Genomic DNA, 20,798 nt, shown 5'->3' on the forward strand with positions numbered 1-20,798 from the left:
CGGGGGCACAGCGGCGCTGTGCCCGTACGGGATGCAAGGTTGAGAGCGATGTATGTTGTGATTGTGGCGAATGCGCCGGGACTTGATTTCGCGCCGTACCGGCATCTGCTGGCGGCTGCCGATCGGGTGATTGCCGCTGATGGCGGCGGTACGGCGCTCTTTGCCCACGGCTATACGCCGCATCTGCTGATCGGCGATCTCGATTCGATCGCAGCCGAGGCCTTGGCTGCGTATCAAACGCAGGGGGTCACGATTGAGCGCCACCGTCCCGATAAAGATGAGACCGATTTAGAGTTGGCGTTACTCGCAGCGGTGAACCTTGGTGCGAGCCGGATCGACATAATCGGCGCGCTCGGCGGGAGGTGGGATCAGTCGTTGGCCAATGTGTCGTTGTTAGGGATGGCTGAGCTGCGTGAGCGGCAGGTGCGGCTGATCGAATTCCCGCAACAGATTTGGCTCGTGCGTGACGAGAGTGTGATCCCCGGCGCGATTGGCGATACCGTCTCGCTGCTGCCGTTCGGCGGTGATGCGCATGGCATCACCACCGAAGGCTTAGCGTACCCTTTGCGCAACGGCTCGTTGCTGCACGACCGGGCGCGCGGCGTGAGCAATGTCATCACGGCAACGCCGGCGCGGGTGCAGGTGCGGGATGGGGCACTGCTGATTGTGTGGACGGCGGGCGCGCTTTGAAGCCGCGTCGCCGGGCGTCCCTACACCACGCGCACAAACTTGCGCCGGCCCACTTGCACCACCACGTTCGCGCCGGGGTTGAGGGTCAGTGTATACTCATCCACCCGCTCGCCATCGACGCGCACACCACCGCCGTCGATCAAACGGCGCGCTTCGCTCTTGCTCGGCGCAAGGCCAGTGGCGACTAGCACCTCAACAATGCCGGTAGGCGCTTCAATGGCAAAGTTCGGAATATCTTCCGGCAACTCACGCTCGACAAACTGGCGGATGAAGGCCGCTTCGGCTGCCGCCGCCGCCGCCGGGTCGTGGAACTGGGCCACAATCTCGCGCGCCAGCCGCATCTTGAGATCGCGGGGATTGACCTGCCCGGCGGCCATTGCCGTCTTCATCTCGTGAACCTCGGCCATCGGCACGTCGGTCAGCACTTCAAAATAGAGTGGCAAAACCTCGTCACTCATTGACATAATCCGACCGTACATCTCGGCAGGCGGCATGCGAATATCGACCGTATTGTTAAACGTCTTCGACATCTTGCGCCCGTCGGTGCCGGGAATGAGCGGCACAAGGAAGACCTGCTGCGGCGTCATACCCAACTGCGCCATCAGTTCGCGCCCGGCCAGAATGTTAAACTTCTGGTCAGTGCCGCCAAACTCGACATCGGCCTTAATCGCGACCGAGTCGTAGGCTTGCAGCATCGGGTACATCAGTTCGAGAATCGTCAGCGGCGCGCCAGTCTCGTAGCGTTTGCGGAAGGTCTCGTGAGACAGCATCTGGGCCAGCGTGAAGCGTCCGGCCAAATCAAGCGCGTTTTCCAGCGTAAACTGGCCAAACCACTCGCTCTGCCAGCGCACCTCGGTGCGTTGGCGGTCAACCACCCGGAAAAACTGCTCCATATAGGTCTCGGCGTTAGCGCGCACCTCAGCTGCCGACAAGCGCGTGCGCGTTTCATCACGCCCGCTCGGATCGCCAATCTGCGCCGTCCAATCGCCGACGATCAGCACAACCTGATGGCCCAACTCTTGAAAGGCGCGCAATTTACGCAGACCCACCGCGTGCCCGATGTGCATATCGGGCTTGGTCGGATCGAACCCTTGTTTCAGGCGCAGCGGCGTCCCGCTTTGCAGGCGAGCGCGTAATTCGCTTTCGACAATGACTTCGGCAACGCCGCGACTCAGCAGTTCGGACACATCCATGCTCAACGCTCCCAATGGCAGCGACATTGCCCGGCAACGTCGCTGCGAGGATACAACGATACGCGCTTCCAGTCGCTTCAAACGCCGTGCATGCTAACAGGCGAGCGGACTAGTGTCAAGCGCGTCATTCCGGATCGCTGGCTAATGCTGCCAATGCAGTTTGCAACTGATCGGAGAGGTCAAGCGGATTATTGCCCAACCATACGGCGGCCACGGCGCCGGCGGCACGGGCAGCGGTAGCGGCGGCCTGATCGTGAATGAGTGCGATCAGCGGGGCGTTATGGGTGAGTTGTTGCCAAAGGGCGAGGGAGGCCGCATCAATCACTTCGGCCACCACCAGACAAGGATGCGGACGGTGGGCCAGCAAGCCTTGGGCCGCAACCTCAGTGTCGGCGATCAGCAACCGGTAGCCGCGCACATTCAGCGTGGCGACAATCGCGGCCCGCGCAACTTCATTCCGGCATACGATCAGGGCATCGGGCGGATTACTGCTGCGCCGATCGGTAAGCGGGCTGGCCGGGGCGCTATCACTCCGCCGGTCGATCTTGTAACTGCTGCCAGAAACCTGCTTGGCCGCCTGCTTGAGTTCAGCCGCAACCCGGCTCATCTCATCAACAGTGGCAAACGAACGCAGATACGTCGTCACGACAGCGATTGACAGGCTGGTAATACCAAACTGGCGCGGCACGCCGTAGCGATCGGTCGCGATCAAATACCCGCGCTGCAAGTCGCCTTCATCGTAGAGGGAACGGATTCGCTCATCAAAGACCCGGATGATGGTCTGGCACAACGCTTCGGGGTCTGTGCCGAAGTGGAGAATGACAAAATCATCGCCGCCAATGTGACCAAGGAAGTCACCGGGATCAATCTGCTCTTGCAAGACGCTGGCTAACAGATGGATCGCCCGATCACCGCGGGCAAACCCATAGACATCGTTGAACGCTTTAAAATTGTCGAGATCAATATACATCAAGGCAAATACGCCCTGCTGTTCGAGTTGGCGGCTGATCTCAGCCTGAATCGCGACGTTGCCGGGCAGACCGGTCAGCGGGTTACGGGTCGGCAATTGCGCCGCCCGGCGCAGGTGCGAACGCACCCGCGCCAGTAACACTTCGCGGTCATACGGCTTGACAATGTAATCGTCAGCGCCGGTTTCCAACCCCTCTACAACACGCGCCGATTCGCCAACGGCAGTCAAGATCAGCATCGGCAAATTGGCAGTGCGGGTATCATTGCGCAACTGGCGTATCGCTTCCAGCCCATCCATCAGGGGCATGAGCAAGTCAGCGATAATCAGATCCGGCGGTTGCTCCTGCGCGCGCCGTACCAATTGGTCGCCGTTCGTGACAAGCTCCACATCATAGCCCTCACTGACCAGTATCTCCTGCAGGAGCATGCCTACATCTGGTTCGTCTTCGGCAACGAGGATTCGGGCCGGTGCTGTCATGTCACGTCCCCACTGCATTGCCCGCAAAAGCATCTACCGACAGATGCTTGAAAAAAATAATTCCTTGTCTAGCGTTTATAGCATACCATACTCAGCCAAGCGGCGTGAAGATCTTATTTTTGCGATGTGCGCCTTCGCCGAAAGGGGCTTCTCAAGAACGAAATATATGCTATAATACTAGCCCTGTGTGGCGTATTTTATGCCGCAACAATGATTGTATTTGTGAAACGGAACACCATGACGACGTTTGCTGAGTTGGGCCTGAGCGATGCGCTGATCGCTACCTTGAGCGGGTTGGGCTATGACGAACCGACCCCGATTCAGGCACAGACCATTCCACTGTTACTTGCCGGTCGCGATGTGATCGCGCAGGCCCAGACCGGCACTGGGAAGACGGCAGCGTTTGCGCTGCCTATGATTGAACGGGTGACGGATGATCTCGCCGTGCAGGCGCTGGTATTAGCGCCGACGCGCGAGCTGGCCGTACAGGTGGCCGAGGCGATCCATCGCTATGGCCGCCATCGGGCGCTGCGGGTATTGCCGATTTACGGCGGCCAGCCGATCGAACGGCAGTTGCGCGGGCTGGCGCAAGGGGTGCAAATTGTGGTCGGTACGCCGGGCAGAGTGCTCGATCATCTTCGCCGTGGCTCGCTCAGCTTTGCCCATCTGCGGATGGTCGTGCTCGACGAGGCCGACGAGATGCTCGATATGGGTTTCGCCGAGGAGCTTGAGGCGATCCTGCAACTGGTTCCCGCCGAGCGGCAGACGGCACTCTTCTCGGCGACCTTGCCCCCCGCCGTGCAGAATCTGACCTTGCGCTACACGCGCCAGCCGGTGCGGGTGAGCATTGCGGCTGAGCAGTTGGCGGCGCCGCGCATTCGCCAGCTCTATTACGAGGTGCTGGCCCGTGATAAGCTCGATGCGCTGTGCCGGGTGCTCGACGCCGAGATGCCGCAGTTGGCGATCGTCTTCTGCCGCACTCGCCAAGAGGCCGACGATATTGGCGAACGGCTGCAAGGGCGCGGCTATGCCGCCGAGTCGCTCCACGGCGATCTGAGCCAAGCGGTGCGCGATCGGGTGATGCGCCGGTTTCGCGAGGGCCAGCTCGATGTGCTGGTCGCGACCGACGTCGCTGCGCGCGGCCTTGATATCGCCGAAGTAAGCCACGTTATCAATTACGACGTGCCGACCGATCCCGAAAGCTATGTCCACCGGATTGGTCGCACGGGCCGGGCTGGGCGCGATGGGGTGGCGATCACCTTTATTACGCCGCGTGAGCGCCGGATGCTGCAAACCATCGAGCGGTTGACGCGCACGCGCATTGAGCGGCGCACCATGCCGACACTGGCCGATGTGGCTGCCCGCCGCCGCGCTGCCCTCCGCGATCAGTTGCGCGAGGCAATGGCTACTCCCGGTCTTGACAGCTATACGGCGCTGGTTGATGAGCTGGCCGCTACCCACGATCTGCGCACCTTGGCCGCCGCCGCGATCAAACTGTTGCTCAACGAAGCTGAGACTGAGCAGGTTGATACCATTACCCGTCTCGAGCCTGCCCGGCCTGAGCGGGCCGAACGCGCCGAACGCGCGCCGCGGGCCAAGCGCGGCGAAACCGCTGAGCGGTCTAGCCGTGGTGAGCAGGGGATGGCGCGCATTCAGATCAACCTTGGCCGCAACGATCAGGTGCGCCCCGCCGATATTGTTGGCGCGATTGCAAACGAGGCGGGGGTGCCCGGTCGCAGCATTGGTGCGATCGAGGTGCGCGCGCGCGCGAGCTTTGTCGAAGTGCCTCGCCGCGCTGCCCGGCACGTATTGCAGGCCCTCAACCGCACAAGCCTGCGCGGCCAGCGCATCCGCGCGACCTTGGCCGATGAGACGCCAGTCGCGGCGTAGAAGCGGAGAAGGAGCGATTGTAGGGTCGGCGTAGGGGCATAGCGACGCTATGCCTCTACGCCGACCTTTTCCTAGTGTGGTATAGTACAATAAATGTGGTATCTGCCTACCCTAGTAAGGAGGAGCGCAGCCCATGAGCGATGATCCGCGCGAAATGCTGCTGCGCCGCGCCGCCGATGATAATGTCGCGTTCGTGAATTTGCAGTTCACCGATGTGTTGGGCATCGGCAAGACGGTGACTATCCCGGTTGAAGAATTGCCCGACGCCCTCGACCACGGTGTCTGGTTCGATGGCTCGTCGATCGAGGGGTTCGCCCGCATGGTCGAGAGCGATATGTATCTCGTGCCTGATCTCTCGACCTATGCCGTGGCGCCGTGGGATCGGCACGAGGGCATGATTACGGCGCGCTTGATCTGTTCGGTCTATACCCCCGATGGTAAACCCTTCGCCGGCGATCCGCGCAACGTGTTAAGCCGGATGCTTGATCAAGCAGCGGCAGCCGGCTACCGCTTCATGGTGGCGCCGGAGCTTGAGTTTTTCTTGTTTAAGACCGATCCCAACGGGGGTATTCTCGAGCCGCATGACAAGGCGGGTTATTTTGATGTTTCGACCGATCTGGCCACCCATATTCGTCGCCAGATGGCACGCACCTTGCAAACAATGGGGATTACGGTCGAAGCGGTGCATCACGAGGTCGCTCCCGGCCAGCACGAGATTGACTTGCGCTACGCCGATGCGTTGCGCTCGGCGGATCATCTGGTGACGGCGCGGGTGGCGCTCAAGGCGGTGGCCCAGATCAATGGCCTGCACGCGACGTTTATGCCGAAGCCGATAGCCAGTGTCAACGGCAGCGGCATGCATGTCCACCAAAGCCTGCTGGATGTCGAGAGCGGTAAAAATCTCTTTGCCGATCCCGATGATCCCTACGGCTTATCGCCGCTGGCCCGCCATTTCATCGCCGGCTTGCTGGCCCATGCCCGCGGCATGTGTGTGCTGCTCGCGCCGCTGGTCAATTCCTACAAACGGCTCGTGCCCGGCTTCGAGGCGCCGGTGCATATCTCGTGGGGCCGTACCAATCGCTCGGCATTGGTGCGCGTGCCGCGCATTACCGCCGGTCGCTATCAAGCGACGCGGATCGAGCTGCGTTGCCCTGATCCGACCTGCAATCCCTACCTTGCCTACGCGGCGATGCTGGCCGCCGGCCTCGATGGCATCAAGCGCAAATTGCCGCTGCGCGACGCTGCCGAAGAAGATCTCTTCCACGTCGATCCGCGCGCGCGCGGGTTGGCGACCTTGCCAACCTCGCTTGGCGCGGCGCTCGATGCTCTCCGCGAAGACGAGGTTATCCTCGAAGCGATTGGCCCCTCGGTCGCCGAGCGGTTCCTCGACGCCAAACAGCAAGAGTGGGAGAGTTATCGCGCCTACGTATCGCAATGGGAAATTGACCGGTATCTGGCGATCTTCTGATTGCGCACAGCCGCAGCGGGTGAGCAATGATCACTCGCCCGTTGCGGTCGTCGTGTTGTTCGGTTAGGCGAGGCCGTCAAAGAACGTGGTGATGATCAGATCGGCAATCGCCTCCCCACGCTCGCCAATCTTCGCCTGCTCGGTGTGAAAAAAGGGGTAGAGCATCCCCATGAGCAACCACGCGGCCACATAGGGGTCAACCGGACGCAGCTCACCACGGTCGATGCCGGCCCGGATCATCGTGGTGATCGGCGCAATCAGTCCGTTGGCGTAGCAGCGCTCGACGCTCGCGCGCGCAGTTTCGCTCAAGCGCGGCAGATCGTGGTTGCTCAGCCGTACCAGTGCCCGCTGGGCCGGCGCTTGGGCAAATAACCCGCGCACCAACGCCGTCAACTGCGCGCGGGTGTCCGGTTCGCGACCGGCAGCCGCTGCCAGCCCCGCCATCTCTTCGGCCCAATTGGTCAACACCGCCACCAGCAGGTCTTCTTTGTCGCGAAAGTGATGGTAGAGGCCAGCTTTCGACAAGCCCGCCGCTTCGGCAATTTCACGCATAGCAATGCCTTCGTAGCCATACGTGACAATTAATCGCGCTGCTTCGTCGATGATCCGGTTGCGAATTTGCTCAGAATTTTGTTGCCGGTTCATAGATGGTTATGGATGGGCACAGCAGCGCTGTGCTCAATATGGGGCACAGCACGCTGTGTCCGTACAGGAAGCTCGTTATGAATGGGCATGGGCCAGTGCGCTGGCGCGTTCGGCGGCCCGACTCTTAAGGCCCAAAGCGGCCAAGGTCAAGAGCAGCATCACAACGCCAATGGCCAGAAATGCCAACCCATATCCCGCGACCGCGCCGCCGCCGGCAGCCGCAATAATCCCGACCAGCACCGCTCCCAACAGTTGGCCGCTGCCCATCGTGACGGTCAGCAACCCTTGCGCCGCGGCCCGTTCGTTGGCCGCCACCTCATTTAACAGAATATACCGCAATGCCGCGCCAAGCAAGATCGCAAGCCCAATCCCCATTGCCGCCGAGGCAAGGTAGAAGGCGACGATGCTGGCCGGCCAGCCGCCGAGGATAATCAGTCCGATCCCGCTTAAGGCGACGCCGATCGTCACCACGATGCGCGAACCGAACTGGTCGAGCATCCGTCCCGACACCGGCGAACCAACCGCCATCGCTAACACCACCGGCAAGAGCATGAAACTGGCGGTTGAGCTGCTCACGCCGTAGGCCGAGGTCACAAGCGCCGGCACGAAGACGATCGCCGATTCGGCGATGCCCGCCCCGATCGCTAATGCTGACGTCAGCCAGATTTGGCGGGAACGGAAGATCGTTGGTTGCAGAATCGGTTCTGCTGCGCGCCGTTCCACCGCGATAAAGATCGGCGCAAACACGATGGCAATGATCAAGGCGCCGCTCGCCAGCCACGGCAATTCACCCGCCCGCAATAACGCCGGATCGAGTTCAGTCAAGCCATACGCTAAACCGGTGAGCATGACCGCCAGCGTCGCCAAGCCGGCCACGTCAAACGGCGCCGTGGTGTCCCGTGTCCGCCCCGGCAACAGCTTGGCGCTAAAGGCGATGAGAATGGCCGCAATCGGTAGATTGATCAAGAAGAGCCACTGCCAGCCGAGCAGCAACAGCAACCCGCCAAGGATCGGCCCGATCAGGAAGGCAATGCCGAAGACAGCGCCGATCAAGCCCAGCGCCGAACCGCGCCGCTCAGGCGGAAAGGTATCGCCGATCACGGCGCTGGCGACCGGAAAGATGCCGCCGGCGCTGAACCCTTGCACCAGACGCCCGATCAGCAGTACGGTGAAGGAAGGCGCAATCGCAACCAATAATGAACCGAGCGCAAAACCGCTCAGACTAGCGATATACAGTGCGCGCCGGCCAAACCGGTCTGAGAGTGCGGCAATTGGCGGCGTGCCGATCAAGTTTCCCAAGACATAAATCGAAAAGACCCACGACAATGCCCGCTCATCGGCGCCAAAGACCTTTTGAATTGATGGCAAGGCCGGTCCGACGATGGCAATGTCGAGCGCTGCCATTAAGACGCCGAAGAAGAGCAAACCGAGGATTTGGTTGCGTTGGCGTTCGTTTGCCATACGTGAACATACTCCTTTGTTGCATGAAAAACCGACCGACCGGTCGGTAAGTAGTATAGCACAGTGGTTGCCATTTGTCTACCGGCCGGCCGGTTGGGGAATAAACATTGCACTCCCAACGGCGCTGGCGCCGGACGCAATGGCCGGTGTGGTACAATCGGGCGAGGGTTGGTTATCGCACTATGGCTGGCCGATGCAGATCACACTCAACATCGAAGACATTCACGCCAATACGCCGCTGCCGCCGCTCTTTCGCGTGCGCCAGCGTTGGCAGATCGCGCCGCTGGCTGACGTAACGGCAGAGGTGCGCGCCGAGCTTGACCGGCTCGGACTGGCGGCGCAACTGCGGCCCGGTATGCGCATTGCCGTTACTGCCGGCAGTCGTGGCATTGCCAACATTGTGCCGATTACTGCCGCAGCAGTGCGCTGGTTGCGCGATCACGGCGCCGAGCCGTTTGTCGTGCCGGCGATGGGCAGTCACGGTGGCGCAACGGCTGAAGGGCAAGTGGCGCTACTCGCTGCACTCGGCATCACCGAGCAATCGATCGGTTGCCCGATCCGGGCCACGATGGAGGTGGTCGAGTTGGGCCAGATCGCCGATGGCACGCCAGTCTATATGGATCGGTTTGCCGCCAAGGCTGACGGCGTGCTAGTGATCAATCGCATCAAGACCCATACCTCGTTCAAAGCGCCAATTGAGAGCGGATTGGCCAAGATGTGCGCCGTCGGGTTGGGCAAACGCCACGGCGCTGAGATCGTCCATCGCACGGCGGTGTATGGTCTGAAAGAGCAACTCGTGCCAATGGCGCGCATGGTGGTCGAGCGTGGCAAGGTGCTGGCCGGTTTGGCGATTCTCGAAGATGCGCGCGATCAGACCGCAGCGATTGTCGCGCTCCCGCCCGCCGAGATTGGCGGCGCCGGCGAAGCGGCGCTGCTTGCGCGCAGCAAAGAGATGATGGCGCGCTTGCCGTTCGACCGGCTCGATGTACTGGTCGTTGATCGGATCGGGAAGAATATTAGTGGTACCGGCATGGATACCAACGTGATCGGACGGTTGCCCATCCCCGGCGAGCCGCCACCTGAACGGCCCGTCATTAACGTGATTGTCGTGCTTGATCTCACCCCTGAAACTCATGGCAACGCTAACGGCATTGGGTTAGCCGATATTACCACTGCGCGCCTTGCGACGAAGATCGATTTTCATGCCACCTATGTGAATGTGTTAACGGCAGGTCTAGTTGGTCTCTGCAAAGGCGGTTTGCCGATTACCCTGCCGACCGAGCGCGATGCGGTGGCGATGGCGATTAAGACGTGCGGCCAGCCTAATCCGGCGGCGGTGCGGTTAGTGCGCATTCCTGATACATTACATTTGGAAGAGTTGCTGGTCAGCGAAGCTTTGTTGCCAGAAGTCGCCGCTCATCCCGATCTCGACGTGCTTGGTCCCGCTGCATGGGTGCTTGACAGCGCCGAAGGATAGATTCACTATGCCGCATCATCTTCTCTACCATTGGGACGGACCGGCGATTGATGAGTGGGAACGAGCAGCGCCGTTGCCCGCCGACGATCCGCACGCGCGGATTGCGTTGATCAGTCCGCCGCTCGCGGTGCATGAGGCGGTTGCCATCATTCCGAGTTGGGCCGCCGATACCCCGCCTGAGAGCTGGATCGAAGTGCAACTGCGCGCGCAGCAGGATGGTCAATGGAGCGGGTGGTACCGCTTAGCGGTGTGGGACGCTGCTGGCGCGCGGCGCACCAGTTTTGACGCGCAACGGAATGAACGCGGTTTTGTTGCTACCGATACCGTGCAACTGGCGACGCCGGCGCACGCCGTGCAGGCGCGAGTGTTGCTCTGCGGCTTGCCCGGCGCCGATATGCCTGAATTGAGCGATTTGTTTCTCTGTATCACGACAACCGTGCCGCCGGTTTCGATTTCCCAGCCGCCGGACCGTTCCGCCATCGCGCTGCCGCTCTTGCTCTGCCAATACGACTATCTTGGCGGCGACGGCTGGTGCAGCCCAACGGCGGTTCACATGGTGCTGGCCTATTGGTATGCGCAATTGGCCGATCCGCGCCTCGCGCCCTTTGCCGATGGCGCGACTTTGCCCGATCTGACCGTTGCCGGCATCTTCGATCCGGGTTGGGAAGGAACAGGTAATTGGTCGTTCAATACCGCCTTCGCGGCCCGCTTTGGCCTGCGCGCCTACGTCACTCGCTTCGATTCGCTCGAACAAATTGGGCGCTGGACCGCAGCCGGCGTGCCGGTGATTATCAGCTTGGCGTGGGAAGCGGGCCAGATTGACGATGCGCCGGGCCGCACCAACGGCCATCTGACCGTGGTGCGCGGCTTTACCGATACGCACACCCTGATCGCTGAACCAGCCGGTCGCGACCGGCTGTTGCGCGCGTACCCGCACGACCAACTGGCGGCGGCGTGGCAGGCCAATTCAAGCGGGACGGTCTATCTGATCTACCCGCCCGATTGGCCGCGGCCTGTTCCCGGCCCAGACGCTGCGTGGGTCTAGTCTTCCTCACGGGGCGGGCATAGCGGCGCTATGCTCTTACGAGGCGGTATGCGTATTTTGATGCTCTCGCCCTATCCGCCGTACCCGCCGCGCGGCGGCGGCGCGTTGCGGATCTACCATCTGCTACGCGGGTTAGCGGCTCGCCATACAGTCACGCTGCTTTCTTTCGCCCCTGACGAAGCGGCGGCAACAGCGATGCAGCCGTTGCGCGATCTCGCTGCGGTGCGGATCGTGATTGGGCCGCCGGCCCGCTCGTTGGGCCAACGCGCGCTGGCGACATTAGTTAGCCCGTGGCCTGATATGGCGTTACGCAACGCAAGCACGGCCTATTCAGCCACCTTGACTGAATTACTGGCTAACGAGCAATTTGAGGTGGTGCTAGCCGAGAGCATCGAAATGGCGCCGTACCTGTTGCAAGCGCGCCACAGCGGCGCGCGCTTAGTGCTCGACGAATTTAACGCCGAGTACCTGCTCCAACGCCGCGCCGCGCTCAACGACTTGCGCCGCGCGCCGCGTCCCAGAGCACTGATCGGCGGAGGCTACTCGTTGATCCAGTGGTTTAAGCTGGCCGCCTTCGAGCAGCGCGTGTTGCAGACCGTCGATCAGGCATTGGTTGTATCGGCGGAAGACGCTGCGGCCTTGCGCCGGTTAGCGCCAAATGCCCCATTGCACCTCGTGCCTAACGGCGTCGATTGCAGCCATTTCGCGCCGCAGGACGCGCCCCCCGCCAACGATCTCGTCTTTATTGGCACGCTCGACTACCGGCCCAACGTCGATGCCGTCCTCTGGTTTGCCCACGAGGTCTTCCCGTACATCCGCCGGCAACATCCGGCCCTGCGCTTACGGCTCATCGGACGCCGGCCCCATCCCAGTCTGCGCGCACTGCACGACCACCAGACCATCATCGTCACCGGCGAAGTCGCTGACACTCGTCCGGCGCTGGCCGGCGCTGCTGCCGTCATCATCCCAATGCGAATTGGGGGTGGTTCGCGGTTGAAGTTGCTAGAAGCCTTGGCGATGGCCGCGCCGGTGGTGAGCACGACCATGGGGGCCGAGGGGATTCCTGGCCTGCGCGATGGCGAGCATCTGTTGCTGGCCGACACGCCGGCGGCGATGGCCGCCGCGGTCAACCGGCTTGTCACCAACCGGCCCTTCGCGCAACGGCTTGGCCAAGCGGGCCGAGCCTTCGTCTGCGCCAGCTATGACTGGGCGCAGATCGTGCCCCGGCTCGAAGCGGCGCTACAAGCGTAGGATGGCAAGAGCTGCAGTAGAGCCGGACGGCTGTCCGGCTCCGCAAAGGCGCAGAGGACGCAAAGAGCGCAGAGTCGCTTAACGTAAAGACGCGAAGGACGCTAAGGGCGCGAAGGTTTTTCTTGTTTTGTGCCTTTTGCGTGTTTTTGTGGCTATTCATCTCGTTGCCCTCACCCCCTATTGTCATTGCTTCGCCGCGCGGAGCGCGGCGAAGCAATCTCCCACTTCAGCGGAGGAGGCGCCTCCGCGCCATTGGGTTGCACCTCAGCGAGGAATTGCTGCGGGCGCCGCACGGTGATGACGCCCCACCCCTCCCCCCTCCCCCAGCGGGGGAGGGGCTTCCGACTCTTCCCCCCGGCGGGGGAGAAGGCTGGGAGGGGGGCCATCAAGCGAGAAAGGCGCAGAGACGGTAAACGCAAAGGCGCAGAGGACGCAATGGTCGCAGAGGTTTTTTATTGTTTGTGTCTTTTCGTGGCCATTCCTCCCTGCGCCCTCTGCGCCCTCTGTAGTAAAAACTCCCCCTAGCGCTGAACTGCGGGCCGTCAGCCCGCGCAGCGGGCTTCGTAACTAGCCCGGCCCTTCAGGGCCGGGCGATACGGTGCGGCTGCGGTAAAGCGGCAAAACAGGCTTAGTGCAACATAGCATCCGATATGTTGCACTAAATCTCTTGAATTTGACATAAAACGTCCCCTGCCCATCTGGGCAGGGGACGTAACGTACCTGACTCTTCCCTAAAGCCTACGGCACACTAAACCGCACGATCTCATGCTCACGATTGCTATAATCGATCGAGTTCGTGAACGTTCTCACCGAGCCGCCGAAGATCAAGCGCACTAAGTAGTTCGTCGGTTCACCACTATAGAGACAGACGGTGAGACCGTATTCGCCACTCGGGATCGGTCTGACGCTGAAGATGTTCTCGATCGCATTACCTAAAGTATACTGCCAGTCTCGGTCAAGGCGAAGGTTGTTGACGGGACCGAGATTTCCATAGTAGATGTATAGACCGTTCGGTCCGTAGAGGTGTAGGTCGAGGTCGGTGGTTCGTCCTACCACGTTTACCCACGTTAGGGTTGCTTGCAGTTGGCCGGTTCCAACTGGGATCGTTGGATTGGGTCGAGGACACGATCCACCTTCTTGCCAAACGCCTCCCGCCTCAAGCGTAATCGGACGGGTGCCGCGCCACGGCGCATCAAATCCGGGATATGCCCGCGTCAGCGGCCGATCGACCGTAGCTAGCGCTAGCTTTGAATAGGTCCATCGCCGCAGATTCGTCGGTCCGGGGATCACTCGCGGCGCTTCCCACGCCTCGGTGCAAAGCTGGTAGCTTCCTTGCGGCAATGGGAAGATGCAGTACGATGACGTAGACGAATAGAACGGCGGATCAACGTCGTCTTTTTCAACTGTGCTGGTGCAAAGCGGGTTTGCGCCACCGGCCTCCGAGCCGGTCCGCATCACGATACAACGGAGCGGCCCCCCGCCTTGTGTGCAAAGTACATTGAAGATTGGCCCTGAAGGGCCGGTGGCCGTAGAGCTGATGATCGAGAAATTGTACCAGCACGGTAAGTGATCATTCGGCTCCGGGCACGACGTCCGGTTCCAGCGCAATCCGCCGCTAGAATTGCTGCTCAGTGATGCGCCGGATGCTGCTGACGACACGACCACTGCATAGCCAAGATCATACCCTGCTACGCTGATCGCATTGTTTTGCAAGACAAACGGATAGACGATCCATGAATCCGTGTCCGGCGCATAACGCAAGAGCTTCAGTTGCGACGGATCAACGTTCGCCGGCACCGGGATCACCATCCCAACCGGATTGGCAAAGGTAAACCCATCCGGCCCAAACTTGATCACACTGCTTACCTGCTGCATATCGGCAGGCAGTGGCGCCGGCGGCTCGACGCCGGTTTCAATCGAAAAAGCAACCGTACTGTTGCTATTATCGGGTTGTTGGGGGATTGAACCGGCTAGCACTTGCAATCCAACGCCCGAAGGAGTGCTCACCACTCCGCTTTCGCTGGAAGTGATAGTCCGGGTCTGGCTTTCGCCGGGTCTTAAGACGACGGGAACGAACACTTTGCCGCTCGCCTCCTTGGGCCTGTGATAGCGGCGCCGGCATAATGGCTCATAAGTTCCTCCTTTGACTCAGAGTAGCGACACCCCTTTCAGATACAGGCGGCCCCACCATGTGAGTAACATAGGCTTACGAATGTAATAATTCAATATAAAAATTTTACCATTCATGATCACATTTTATTTCCTATGAAAGACGCGCAAAACGAATGAAAATTGCTCGTCTGAAAGACGCGCAAATATGGCGGGATTGGCCGATTCTTTGTTAACACTCCTCAACCTTTGGGCTGATGAAACGTTAACATGGCTATGCTATGCTGATCGTGGCGCATCGATGATGTCCGATGACCGTCCACCCGCCGGGGTTCGCCGGCTTGCGGCTGCGTGAAGCAGCGTGTGCGTGCAATGCCTTTCCCATCGTACCGTTCGATGCGCCGGGGGAAAGCGTCGCGCACAGGTGTCCGGTCGTCTGCGAGAGGAGCAATGGGTATGTTTACCCGGATTCTGAACTTCTTGCGCCGGCTTGGCCAGATCCACCCCGCTGTGATCGCGATCGCGCCTGACCGCACATGGTAAGAGTAGGGTACAATTGAGCGAGTAGGGATTCGTTCGTTGGACGAGGAGCGCACCAATGGCCCGTGTCGGTATTTATGGCGCAACCGGATATACCGGGATTGAGTTGCTCAAGCTGCTCTCCCGCCATCCGGAGGTGGAGATCGCTTTTGCTACTGCCCGTTCCGCTGCTGGGCAGCGTTTGAGCGATGTCTTCCCGATAGTGAGCGATCTGCGGCTGACCGCGGTGGAGGAGGTCGATCCGGATGGTGTTGATCTGGTCTTCACTTGCCTCCCCCATAACACCCCTGACTTGATTCCGATTGTGCAGCGCGTGCTTGATGCCGGCGCGAAGGTGGTCGATTTTTCCGACACGTTTCGCATTGCCGACCCCGCAGTCTATGCGGCGCGACGCGGCAAGCCGCATCCGGCGCCGGAATTGCTCGCGCTGGCGGTGTATGGTCTGCCTGAGCTCCATCGCGAACGCATCCGCCAAGCCCGCTTGGTGGCGAATACCGGTTGCTATCCGTTGACGGCCATTTTGCCGCTGGCGCCGTTGGTGCGCGCCGGTTTGCTCGCCGATTCGACCGTGATTGTCGATAGTAAGTCGGGCGTCTCTGGCGCAGGACGTTCGCTGTCGTTGAAGACGCATTTCGGCGAGACGCACGAGACGTTTAGCGCCTATAATGTTGGCCGCGTCCATCGCCATCTGGTTGAGATGGAGCAAGAGACTGGCCTGCATCTTATCTTTGCCCCGCACCTGTTGCCGGTCTTCCGCGGAATTCTCTCCACGATTTATGTCAATCTCAAACCGGAAGTGGATGATGCGACGCTAGCCGCCGTCTACGCCGACGCCTACGCGGCCGAGCCGTTTATTCACGTGTTGCCGGCCGGCAAGCTCCCCGAATTGCGCCACGTCCAGCACACGAACCATCTGGTGATCGGTCACCAGATGGTCGAGCCGGGCCGAGCGATTGTGGTGGCGGTGGTGGATAATCTGGTGAAGGGGGCGTCGGGGCAGGCGGTGCAGAACATGAACTTAATGCTCGGCTTCCCCGAAACTACATCCCTGTTGTAAAGCCGCACAGCCGTGCGGCTCTGTGCAGCTCTGCACGGTCGTGCGTCTCCTCATTATGGAGACGCACGACCGTGCGTCTTTACTATGTCAACGCTTTTTCAGTCTCGCGGTCGAAGATGTGCATCTTCTCCATATCAAAGACCACGTCGATCGTGTGGCCGGTGCGCGCGTTCGAGCGGGGGTCGAAGCGACCGATGAACTCTTTGCCGCTGTTTTCGACGTAGGCGTAGATTTCGGCTCCCATCGGCTCAACCACGTTGACGGCGGCATGCACTTTGGCCCGCTCGTCAACGCCGCGCGGCACGTAGTGGGCGTCGTGCAGGTCTTCGGGGCGGATGCCGAAGTAGACGCTCTTGCCGATGTGGCTGCTGACGTGATCGAGTTTGCTGGCCGGTACCGGCAAGACGAACTCTTTGCCCACCACCACGCTCACTCCGCCGTCGGTGCGCTCAAGCTTCGCCTCAAAGAAGTTCATCGCCGGGCTGCCGATGAATCCCGCCACAAACATATTTGCCGGGTGATCGTAAAGATTCTGCGGTGTGTCGATCTGCTGCAAGATGCCATCGCGCATGACCGCGATGCGTGAACCCATCGTCATGGCCTCGGTTTGGTCGTGGGTCACGTAGATGAAGGTGGTCTTGAGGCGCTGGTGGAGCTTGCTAATCTCGGCGCGGGTCTGCACACGCAGCTTGGCGTCAAGGTTCGAGAGCGGCTCGTCCATCAAGAAGACGGCGGGGTCGCGAACGATGGCGCGGCCAAGGGCGACGCGCTGGCGCTGGCCGCCAGAGAGAGCTTTGGGCTTGCGGTCGAGCAGGTGGGCGATGCTGAGCATCTCGGCGGCTTCCTTCACCCGCCGGTCGATCTCGGCTTTGGGCACGCGGCGCAGTTTGAGGCCGAACGCCATATTGTCGTAGACGCTCATGTGCGGGTAGAGCGCGTAGGACTGGAAGACCATCGCGATGTCGCGATCTTTGGGCGGGATGTCAGTCACATCGCGATCGCCGATGAAGATGCGCCCTTCGGTGACTTCTTCCAACCCGGCCAGACAGCGCAGCGCGGTTGACTTGCCACAACCCGACGGGCCGACCAGCACGAGAAACTCGCCATCGGCGATGTCGAGGTCGAGATTCTTGAGCACGGTGACTTCACCGAACCGTTTCCACACGTGATCGTACTTAATGGAAGCCATTGTCAGAGCTCCTTTGCTGGGCGAGATCGCGCTCGCCAATTGACGTTGTATCCTCAACCGGCTGCGCGCGGCGCAGCGGTGGAGTGACGGACAATCAGGCGCACCGGCAGTAGGGTGACGGGTGGTACGGTGCGCCGTTCGATCAGGCCGATCAGATGGCGGGCCAGCGTTGCGCCAAGTTCGCGGCGCGGCGCGCGCAACGTCGTGAGCGGCGGGTAGGTATGCGCCGCCAGCGGCAGATCGTCGCACCCCACCACCGAGACATCTTGCCCGACGACCTTGCCAGAGTCGCGCAGGGCATGCATTGCGCCGAACGCCAGTGTGTCGGTTGCTGCCAGCACCGCGGTGGGCGGGGTGCGCACCGCCAGCAACTCTTGCATCGCCGCCATACCATCGTCTTCGCTGTTACCGGCTTCGATCACCAGCGTGGCATCACGGCGCAGACTAGCGGCGTGCAGGGCGGCGACGTAACCGGTATAGAATGGCTCGCTGATGCTGAGGTCTGACGATGCCGTCAACAAGGCGATGCGGCGATGGCCGAGCCGGATCAGGTGCTGGGTGGCCTGTTCGGCGCCAGCACGTAGATCGAAGCCGGCAATCGGACAGGTCACACCGCTCACCGGCGCGCCGATAGCGATTGCGGGAATGCGCGCCTCGGCCAATACTGCCAAGCGCTCATCAGCCACCCGCAGATCAAAGAGCACGAGACCATCGACCCGGCCGCTGCGGGCAAGGCGGAGATCGAGTTCGCCTTCGGCTTCGCTGTCAGCGGGTGCTGCGATCAAGAGGCAGTAACCGGCAGCCGTTGCCGCTTCGCTGAGACCGGCCAGTATCTCGGCGGTCGCCGGATCAGCCAGCCGTCCGGCGATGCCGGGGGCGACGACGCCGAGAGTGTGCGAGCGGGTGCGGAGGGCGCGGGCGCTGTAGTTGGGCTGGTAGCCAAGCTCAGCCACGGCGGCTAGGACGCGCTCGCGGGTGGCGTCGCTGACGACGCCGGTGCCGTTGAGCACATACGAGACCGTTGCGGTAGAGACTTGCGCGCGCCGCGCGACATCTTTGATCGTGGCCACAACCCTTACTCCGTTTTAAACGTTTAAGCGATTAATCGATTAAGTAGATTATAGCACATTCTTATCGCGTTGTCAAGAGGTGGAAGGGGATTAGTTGAGGGTGGATCGCCCCGCCCCCAGCGGGGGAGGGGTTAGGGGTGGGGGCAACGAGATGAGTAGCCACGAAAAGACGCAAAAGGCACAACACAAGAAAAACCTTCGCGCCCTCTGCGTCCTTTGCATCCATAACGGGAGCGAAACGCCGCAACGCCCCTCTCCCGCGCCAGTGGGAGCGGGGCTGGGGAGTGAGGGCCGCCCCGCCCCCAGCGGGGGAGGGGTTAGGGGTGGGAGCAACGAGATGAATAGCCACGAAAAGACGCAAAAGGCACAACACAAGAAAAACCTTCGCGCCCTCTGCGTCCTTTGCGTTTGAATCCTCTGCGTCTTTGCTCCCTTTGCGCCTGTGCCTACCCCACCAACCCCTCGCGCACCAAGCGTTGGTACTCGACCGGGTGCTCGATCGGGGGCAGATGGCCGCACGCAGGGATGAACTCAACCTTCGCCGCTGGGATCAGCGCCTTCGCTGCCCGCACTTCGCCGGGCCGGATGATCCGATCGTCTTGCCCGCCGATCACCAACGCCGGCGCTTTGATCGACTGCAAGCGGCTCTTCAAGATTGGATCGGCGGTCATCGTCTGCATCGTGACATACATCCGGCCATCGGCGCGCGCATGATCGGCGAGGTACGCATCCCAACACGCCGGATCGGCGGGCGGGCCGGCCAACAGCCATGCCGCCATCAGTTGGCTGGTGAGTGGCGACCCCAATGCCCAGCCAGCCCATGTGTTGATTGCCGGACGGGCAAGGCCGAGGAAGATGTCAAACGGGGTGCGCGCCAGCGCGAGCGCTAGCGCGTCGGGGGTGGTTGTGCGCACCCCAAAACTGGTCAGGATCACGTGACCAACCCGCGCTGGCCGCGTCGCAGCGACCACCGCCGCTACGCCGGCGCCGAGTGCATGGCCAATCAGATCAAACCGGCGTAACCCCATAGCATCGGCAAACGCGATCACTTCATCCGCCAGCGTTGCCAACGTTGGCGCAGTGCTCCGCGCCGGCGACTCACCGCAACCGGGCAGATCGATTGCGTAGCCGGTGCGGATATCGGCCAACCCGCTTAAAACCTCGCGCCACAAACAACTCGAAGCGCCAAACCCATGCACCGCAATGAGCGGCGGCCCCTCACCCACGCGCAGATAGCGCAACGGGCCATTCACAGTGCGCGCAGTTGCGGTCTGCACTGTGCTTGCCGCGGGTGAGAGCCGCAATCCCCGTCCGCGCACAATATCGTTATTAGGTGGCGGCGGCTCACCCGCATCTTGGGCCGGCGGCACCAAGATACGTAATCCGCGTCCGCGCCGGATCGGTTCGTTCGTTTCATCTGCCATACCGTTCCTCCAGTTCAGTCGCCAAAGCGGCATACGCCTGCGCGCCGGCGCTCTGTGGGGCAAAGGTCGCAATCGACGCACCGGCTGCCGGCGCTTCGGCTAACCGGATATTGAAGGGAATGACAGTGGTGAAAACCAGATCACCGTATTGTGACCGCACCTGCTGCTCGATCTGCTGGCTCAGATTCGTGCGCCGGTCAGCCATTGTGCAGACAATCCCGCCGATCCGTAACGGCGGATTGATCTCGCGCACCAGCGCGATCGTCGCTTCAAGCGGCGGCAGGGCGCGCAAGGCGTAGGCATGCAGTTGCAGCGGCACCAGCGCCATCTCGGCGGCGGCCAGCGCATTGAGCGCAAACAAGCCAAGACTCGGCGGTGGATCAAGCAGGATGTAGTCGTACTGATTCTGGGCGGCGCGCAACGCCTTGCGCAAGAGCAATTCGCGCCCTACCCTCCCGGCCAGTTCGAGTTCGGCTCCGGCCAGATCGAGCGAGGCTGGGATGAGGTCTAACCCGTCGCTGAGGCTGCGGGTGGCGAAGGCGCTCCCGTGTTCGGGGTTGAGCAAGACTTCGTAGACGCTGTATTCCAACCCTGCCGGGTCAACCCCCAGCCCTTGCGTCAGGTTCGCCTGCGGGTCGAGATCAACCAGCAGCACCCGTCGCCCGCGCGCCGCCAACATCACCCCCAAATTCAGCGCTGTCGTCGTCTTGCCGACGCCGCCTTTTTGCATTGCCAACGCGATCGTGCGCGCCATAATCTGCACCATGCCATGCCATCATTCCCAACACCATTGATTGTACCGCCCAAAGTAACATGTAGAGCCGCACAGCCGTGCGGCTCCC

The 20,798-nt window shown here is 61.4% G+C and carries 16 protein-coding genes; 7 read left to right on the forward strand and 9 right to left on the reverse strand.

The window, feature by feature from the left end; all coding sequences use genetic code 11:
- Window positions 1-48: 48 nt before the first annotated feature.
- Window positions 49-690 (forward strand): thiamine diphosphokinase, encoded by a 642-nt coding sequence (locus U9R81_RS08635; protein ID WP_322495080.1) that lies wholly within the window; start codon window positions 49-51, stop codon window positions 688-690.
- Between the two features lie 20 nt (window positions 691-710).
- Here U9R81_RS08635 and tyrS read toward each other — a convergent pair whose 3' ends face one another.
- Both tyrS and U9R81_RS08645 read right to left on the reverse strand, forming a co-directional pair.
- The gene (tyrS, locus tag U9R81_RS08640; RefSeq protein ID WP_416180949.1) at window positions 711-1,898 is read right to left on the reverse strand and encodes a tyrosine--tRNA ligase; all 1,188 of its coding nucleotides are present in this window, start codon (window positions 1,896-1,898) and stop codon (window positions 711-713) included.
- 109 nt (window positions 1,899-2,007) lie between these two features.
- Window positions 2,008-3,330, reverse strand: a complete 1,323-nt coding sequence (locus U9R81_RS08645; protein ID WP_322495082.1) for a response regulator — start codon at window positions 3,328-3,330, stop codon at window positions 2,008-2,010.
- A gap of 237 nt (window positions 3,331-3,567) precedes the next feature.
- Between U9R81_RS08645 and U9R81_RS08650 the strand changes: the two genes are divergently transcribed.
- Together U9R81_RS08650 and glnA are read left to right on the forward strand one after the other, a co-directional pair.
- A complete protein-coding gene (locus tag U9R81_RS08650) occupies window positions 3,568-5,220 on the forward strand; it encodes a DEAD/DEAH box helicase (RefSeq protein WP_322495083.1) in 1,653 nt (550 codons plus the stop codon).
- 133 nt (window positions 5,221-5,353) lie between these two features.
- The gene (gene glnA / locus U9R81_RS08655; protein WP_322495084.1) at window positions 5,354-6,688 is read left to right on the forward strand and encodes a type I glutamate--ammonia ligase; all 1,335 of its coding nucleotides are present in this window, start codon (window positions 5,354-5,356) and stop codon (window positions 6,686-6,688) included.
- A gap of 63 nt (window positions 6,689-6,751) precedes the next feature.
- Here the strand turns inward: glnA and U9R81_RS08660 are convergent, their stop codons facing one another.
- Both U9R81_RS08660 and U9R81_RS08665 read right to left on the reverse strand, forming a co-directional pair.
- Entirely contained in the window at window positions 6,752-7,333 is a 582-nt protein-coding gene (locus U9R81_RS08660) for a TetR/AcrR family transcriptional regulator (RefSeq protein ID WP_322495085.1), read from the reverse strand.
- 75 nt (window positions 7,334-7,408) lie between these two features.
- The gene (locus U9R81_RS08665; RefSeq protein WP_322495086.1) at window positions 7,409-8,794 is read right to left on the reverse strand and encodes an MFS transporter; all 1,386 of its coding nucleotides are present in this window, start codon (window positions 8,792-8,794) and stop codon (window positions 7,409-7,411) included.
- 16 nt (window positions 8,795-8,810) lie between these two features.
- Between U9R81_RS08665 and U9R81_RS08670 the strand changes: the two genes are divergently transcribed.
- Genes U9R81_RS08670 through U9R81_RS08680 form a run of 3 tightly spaced genes read left to right on the forward strand, consistent with a single transcriptional unit; the run spans window position 8,811 to window position 12,567 of the window.
- The gene (locus U9R81_RS08670) at window positions 8,811-10,271 is read left to right on the forward strand and encodes a lactate racemase domain-containing protein (protein WP_322495087.1); all 1,461 of its coding nucleotides are present in this window, start codon (window positions 8,811-8,813) and stop codon (window positions 10,269-10,271) included.
- A 7-nt stretch (window positions 10,272-10,278) separates the two neighbouring features.
- A complete protein-coding gene (locus U9R81_RS08675) occupies window positions 10,279-11,316 on the forward strand; it encodes a peptidase C39 family protein (protein ID WP_322495088.1) in 1,038 nt (345 codons plus the stop codon).
- Window positions 11,317-11,364: 48 nt separating this feature from the next.
- A complete protein-coding gene (locus U9R81_RS08680; RefSeq protein WP_322495089.1) occupies window positions 11,365-12,567 on the forward strand; it encodes a glycosyltransferase family 4 protein in 1,203 nt (400 codons plus the stop codon).
- A 738-nt stretch (window positions 12,568-13,305) separates the two neighbouring features.
- Here the strand turns inward: U9R81_RS08680 and U9R81_RS08685 are convergent.
- Window positions 13,306-14,646 (reverse strand): hypothetical protein, encoded by a 1,341-nt coding sequence (locus U9R81_RS08685; protein ID WP_322495090.1) that lies wholly within the window; start codon window positions 14,644-14,646, stop codon window positions 13,306-13,308.
- A 628-nt stretch (window positions 14,647-15,274) separates the two neighbouring features.
- Here U9R81_RS08685 and argC point away from each other — a divergent pair.
- Window positions 15,275-16,273 carry an N-acetyl-gamma-glutamyl-phosphate reductase gene (gene argC, locus U9R81_RS08690; RefSeq protein WP_322495091.1) on the forward strand — a complete coding sequence of 333 codons (999 nt, stop codon included), beginning with the start codon at window positions 15,275-15,277 and terminating at the stop codon, window positions 16,271-16,273.
- A gap of 82 nt (window positions 16,274-16,355) precedes the next feature.
- Here the strand turns inward: argC and U9R81_RS08695 are convergent, their stop codons facing one another.
- From U9R81_RS08695 to U9R81_RS08710, 4 genes are all read right to left on the reverse strand, one after another.
- The gene (locus U9R81_RS08695; RefSeq protein WP_066790614.1) at window positions 16,356-17,462 is read right to left on the reverse strand and encodes an ABC transporter ATP-binding protein; all 1,107 of its coding nucleotides are present in this window, start codon (window positions 17,460-17,462) and stop codon (window positions 16,356-16,358) included.
- A 53-nt stretch (window positions 17,463-17,515) separates the two neighbouring features.
- On the reverse strand, window positions 17,516-18,532 hold the full coding sequence (locus U9R81_RS08700; RefSeq protein ID WP_322495092.1) for a LacI family DNA-binding transcriptional regulator: 1,017 nt from the start codon (window positions 18,530-18,532) through the stop codon (window positions 17,516-17,518).
- Window positions 18,533-18,978: 446 nt separating this feature from the next.
- A complete protein-coding gene (locus tag U9R81_RS08705; RefSeq protein WP_322495093.1) occupies window positions 18,979-19,956 on the reverse strand; it encodes an alpha/beta hydrolase in 978 nt (325 codons plus the stop codon).
- Window positions 19,946-20,710, reverse strand: coding sequence for a ParA family protein (locus U9R81_RS08710; protein ID WP_322495094.1), 765 nt, complete (start codon window positions 20,708-20,710; stop codon window positions 19,946-19,948). Before U9R81_RS08710 ends, U9R81_RS08705 begins: the two co-directional genes overlap by 11 nt.
- Window positions 20,711-20,798 lie beyond the last annotated feature (88 nt).

The organism is Chloroflexus sp., assembly GCF_034435895.1.
GTDB lineage: Bacteria > Chloroflexota > Chloroflexia > Chloroflexales > Chloroflexaceae > Chloroflexus.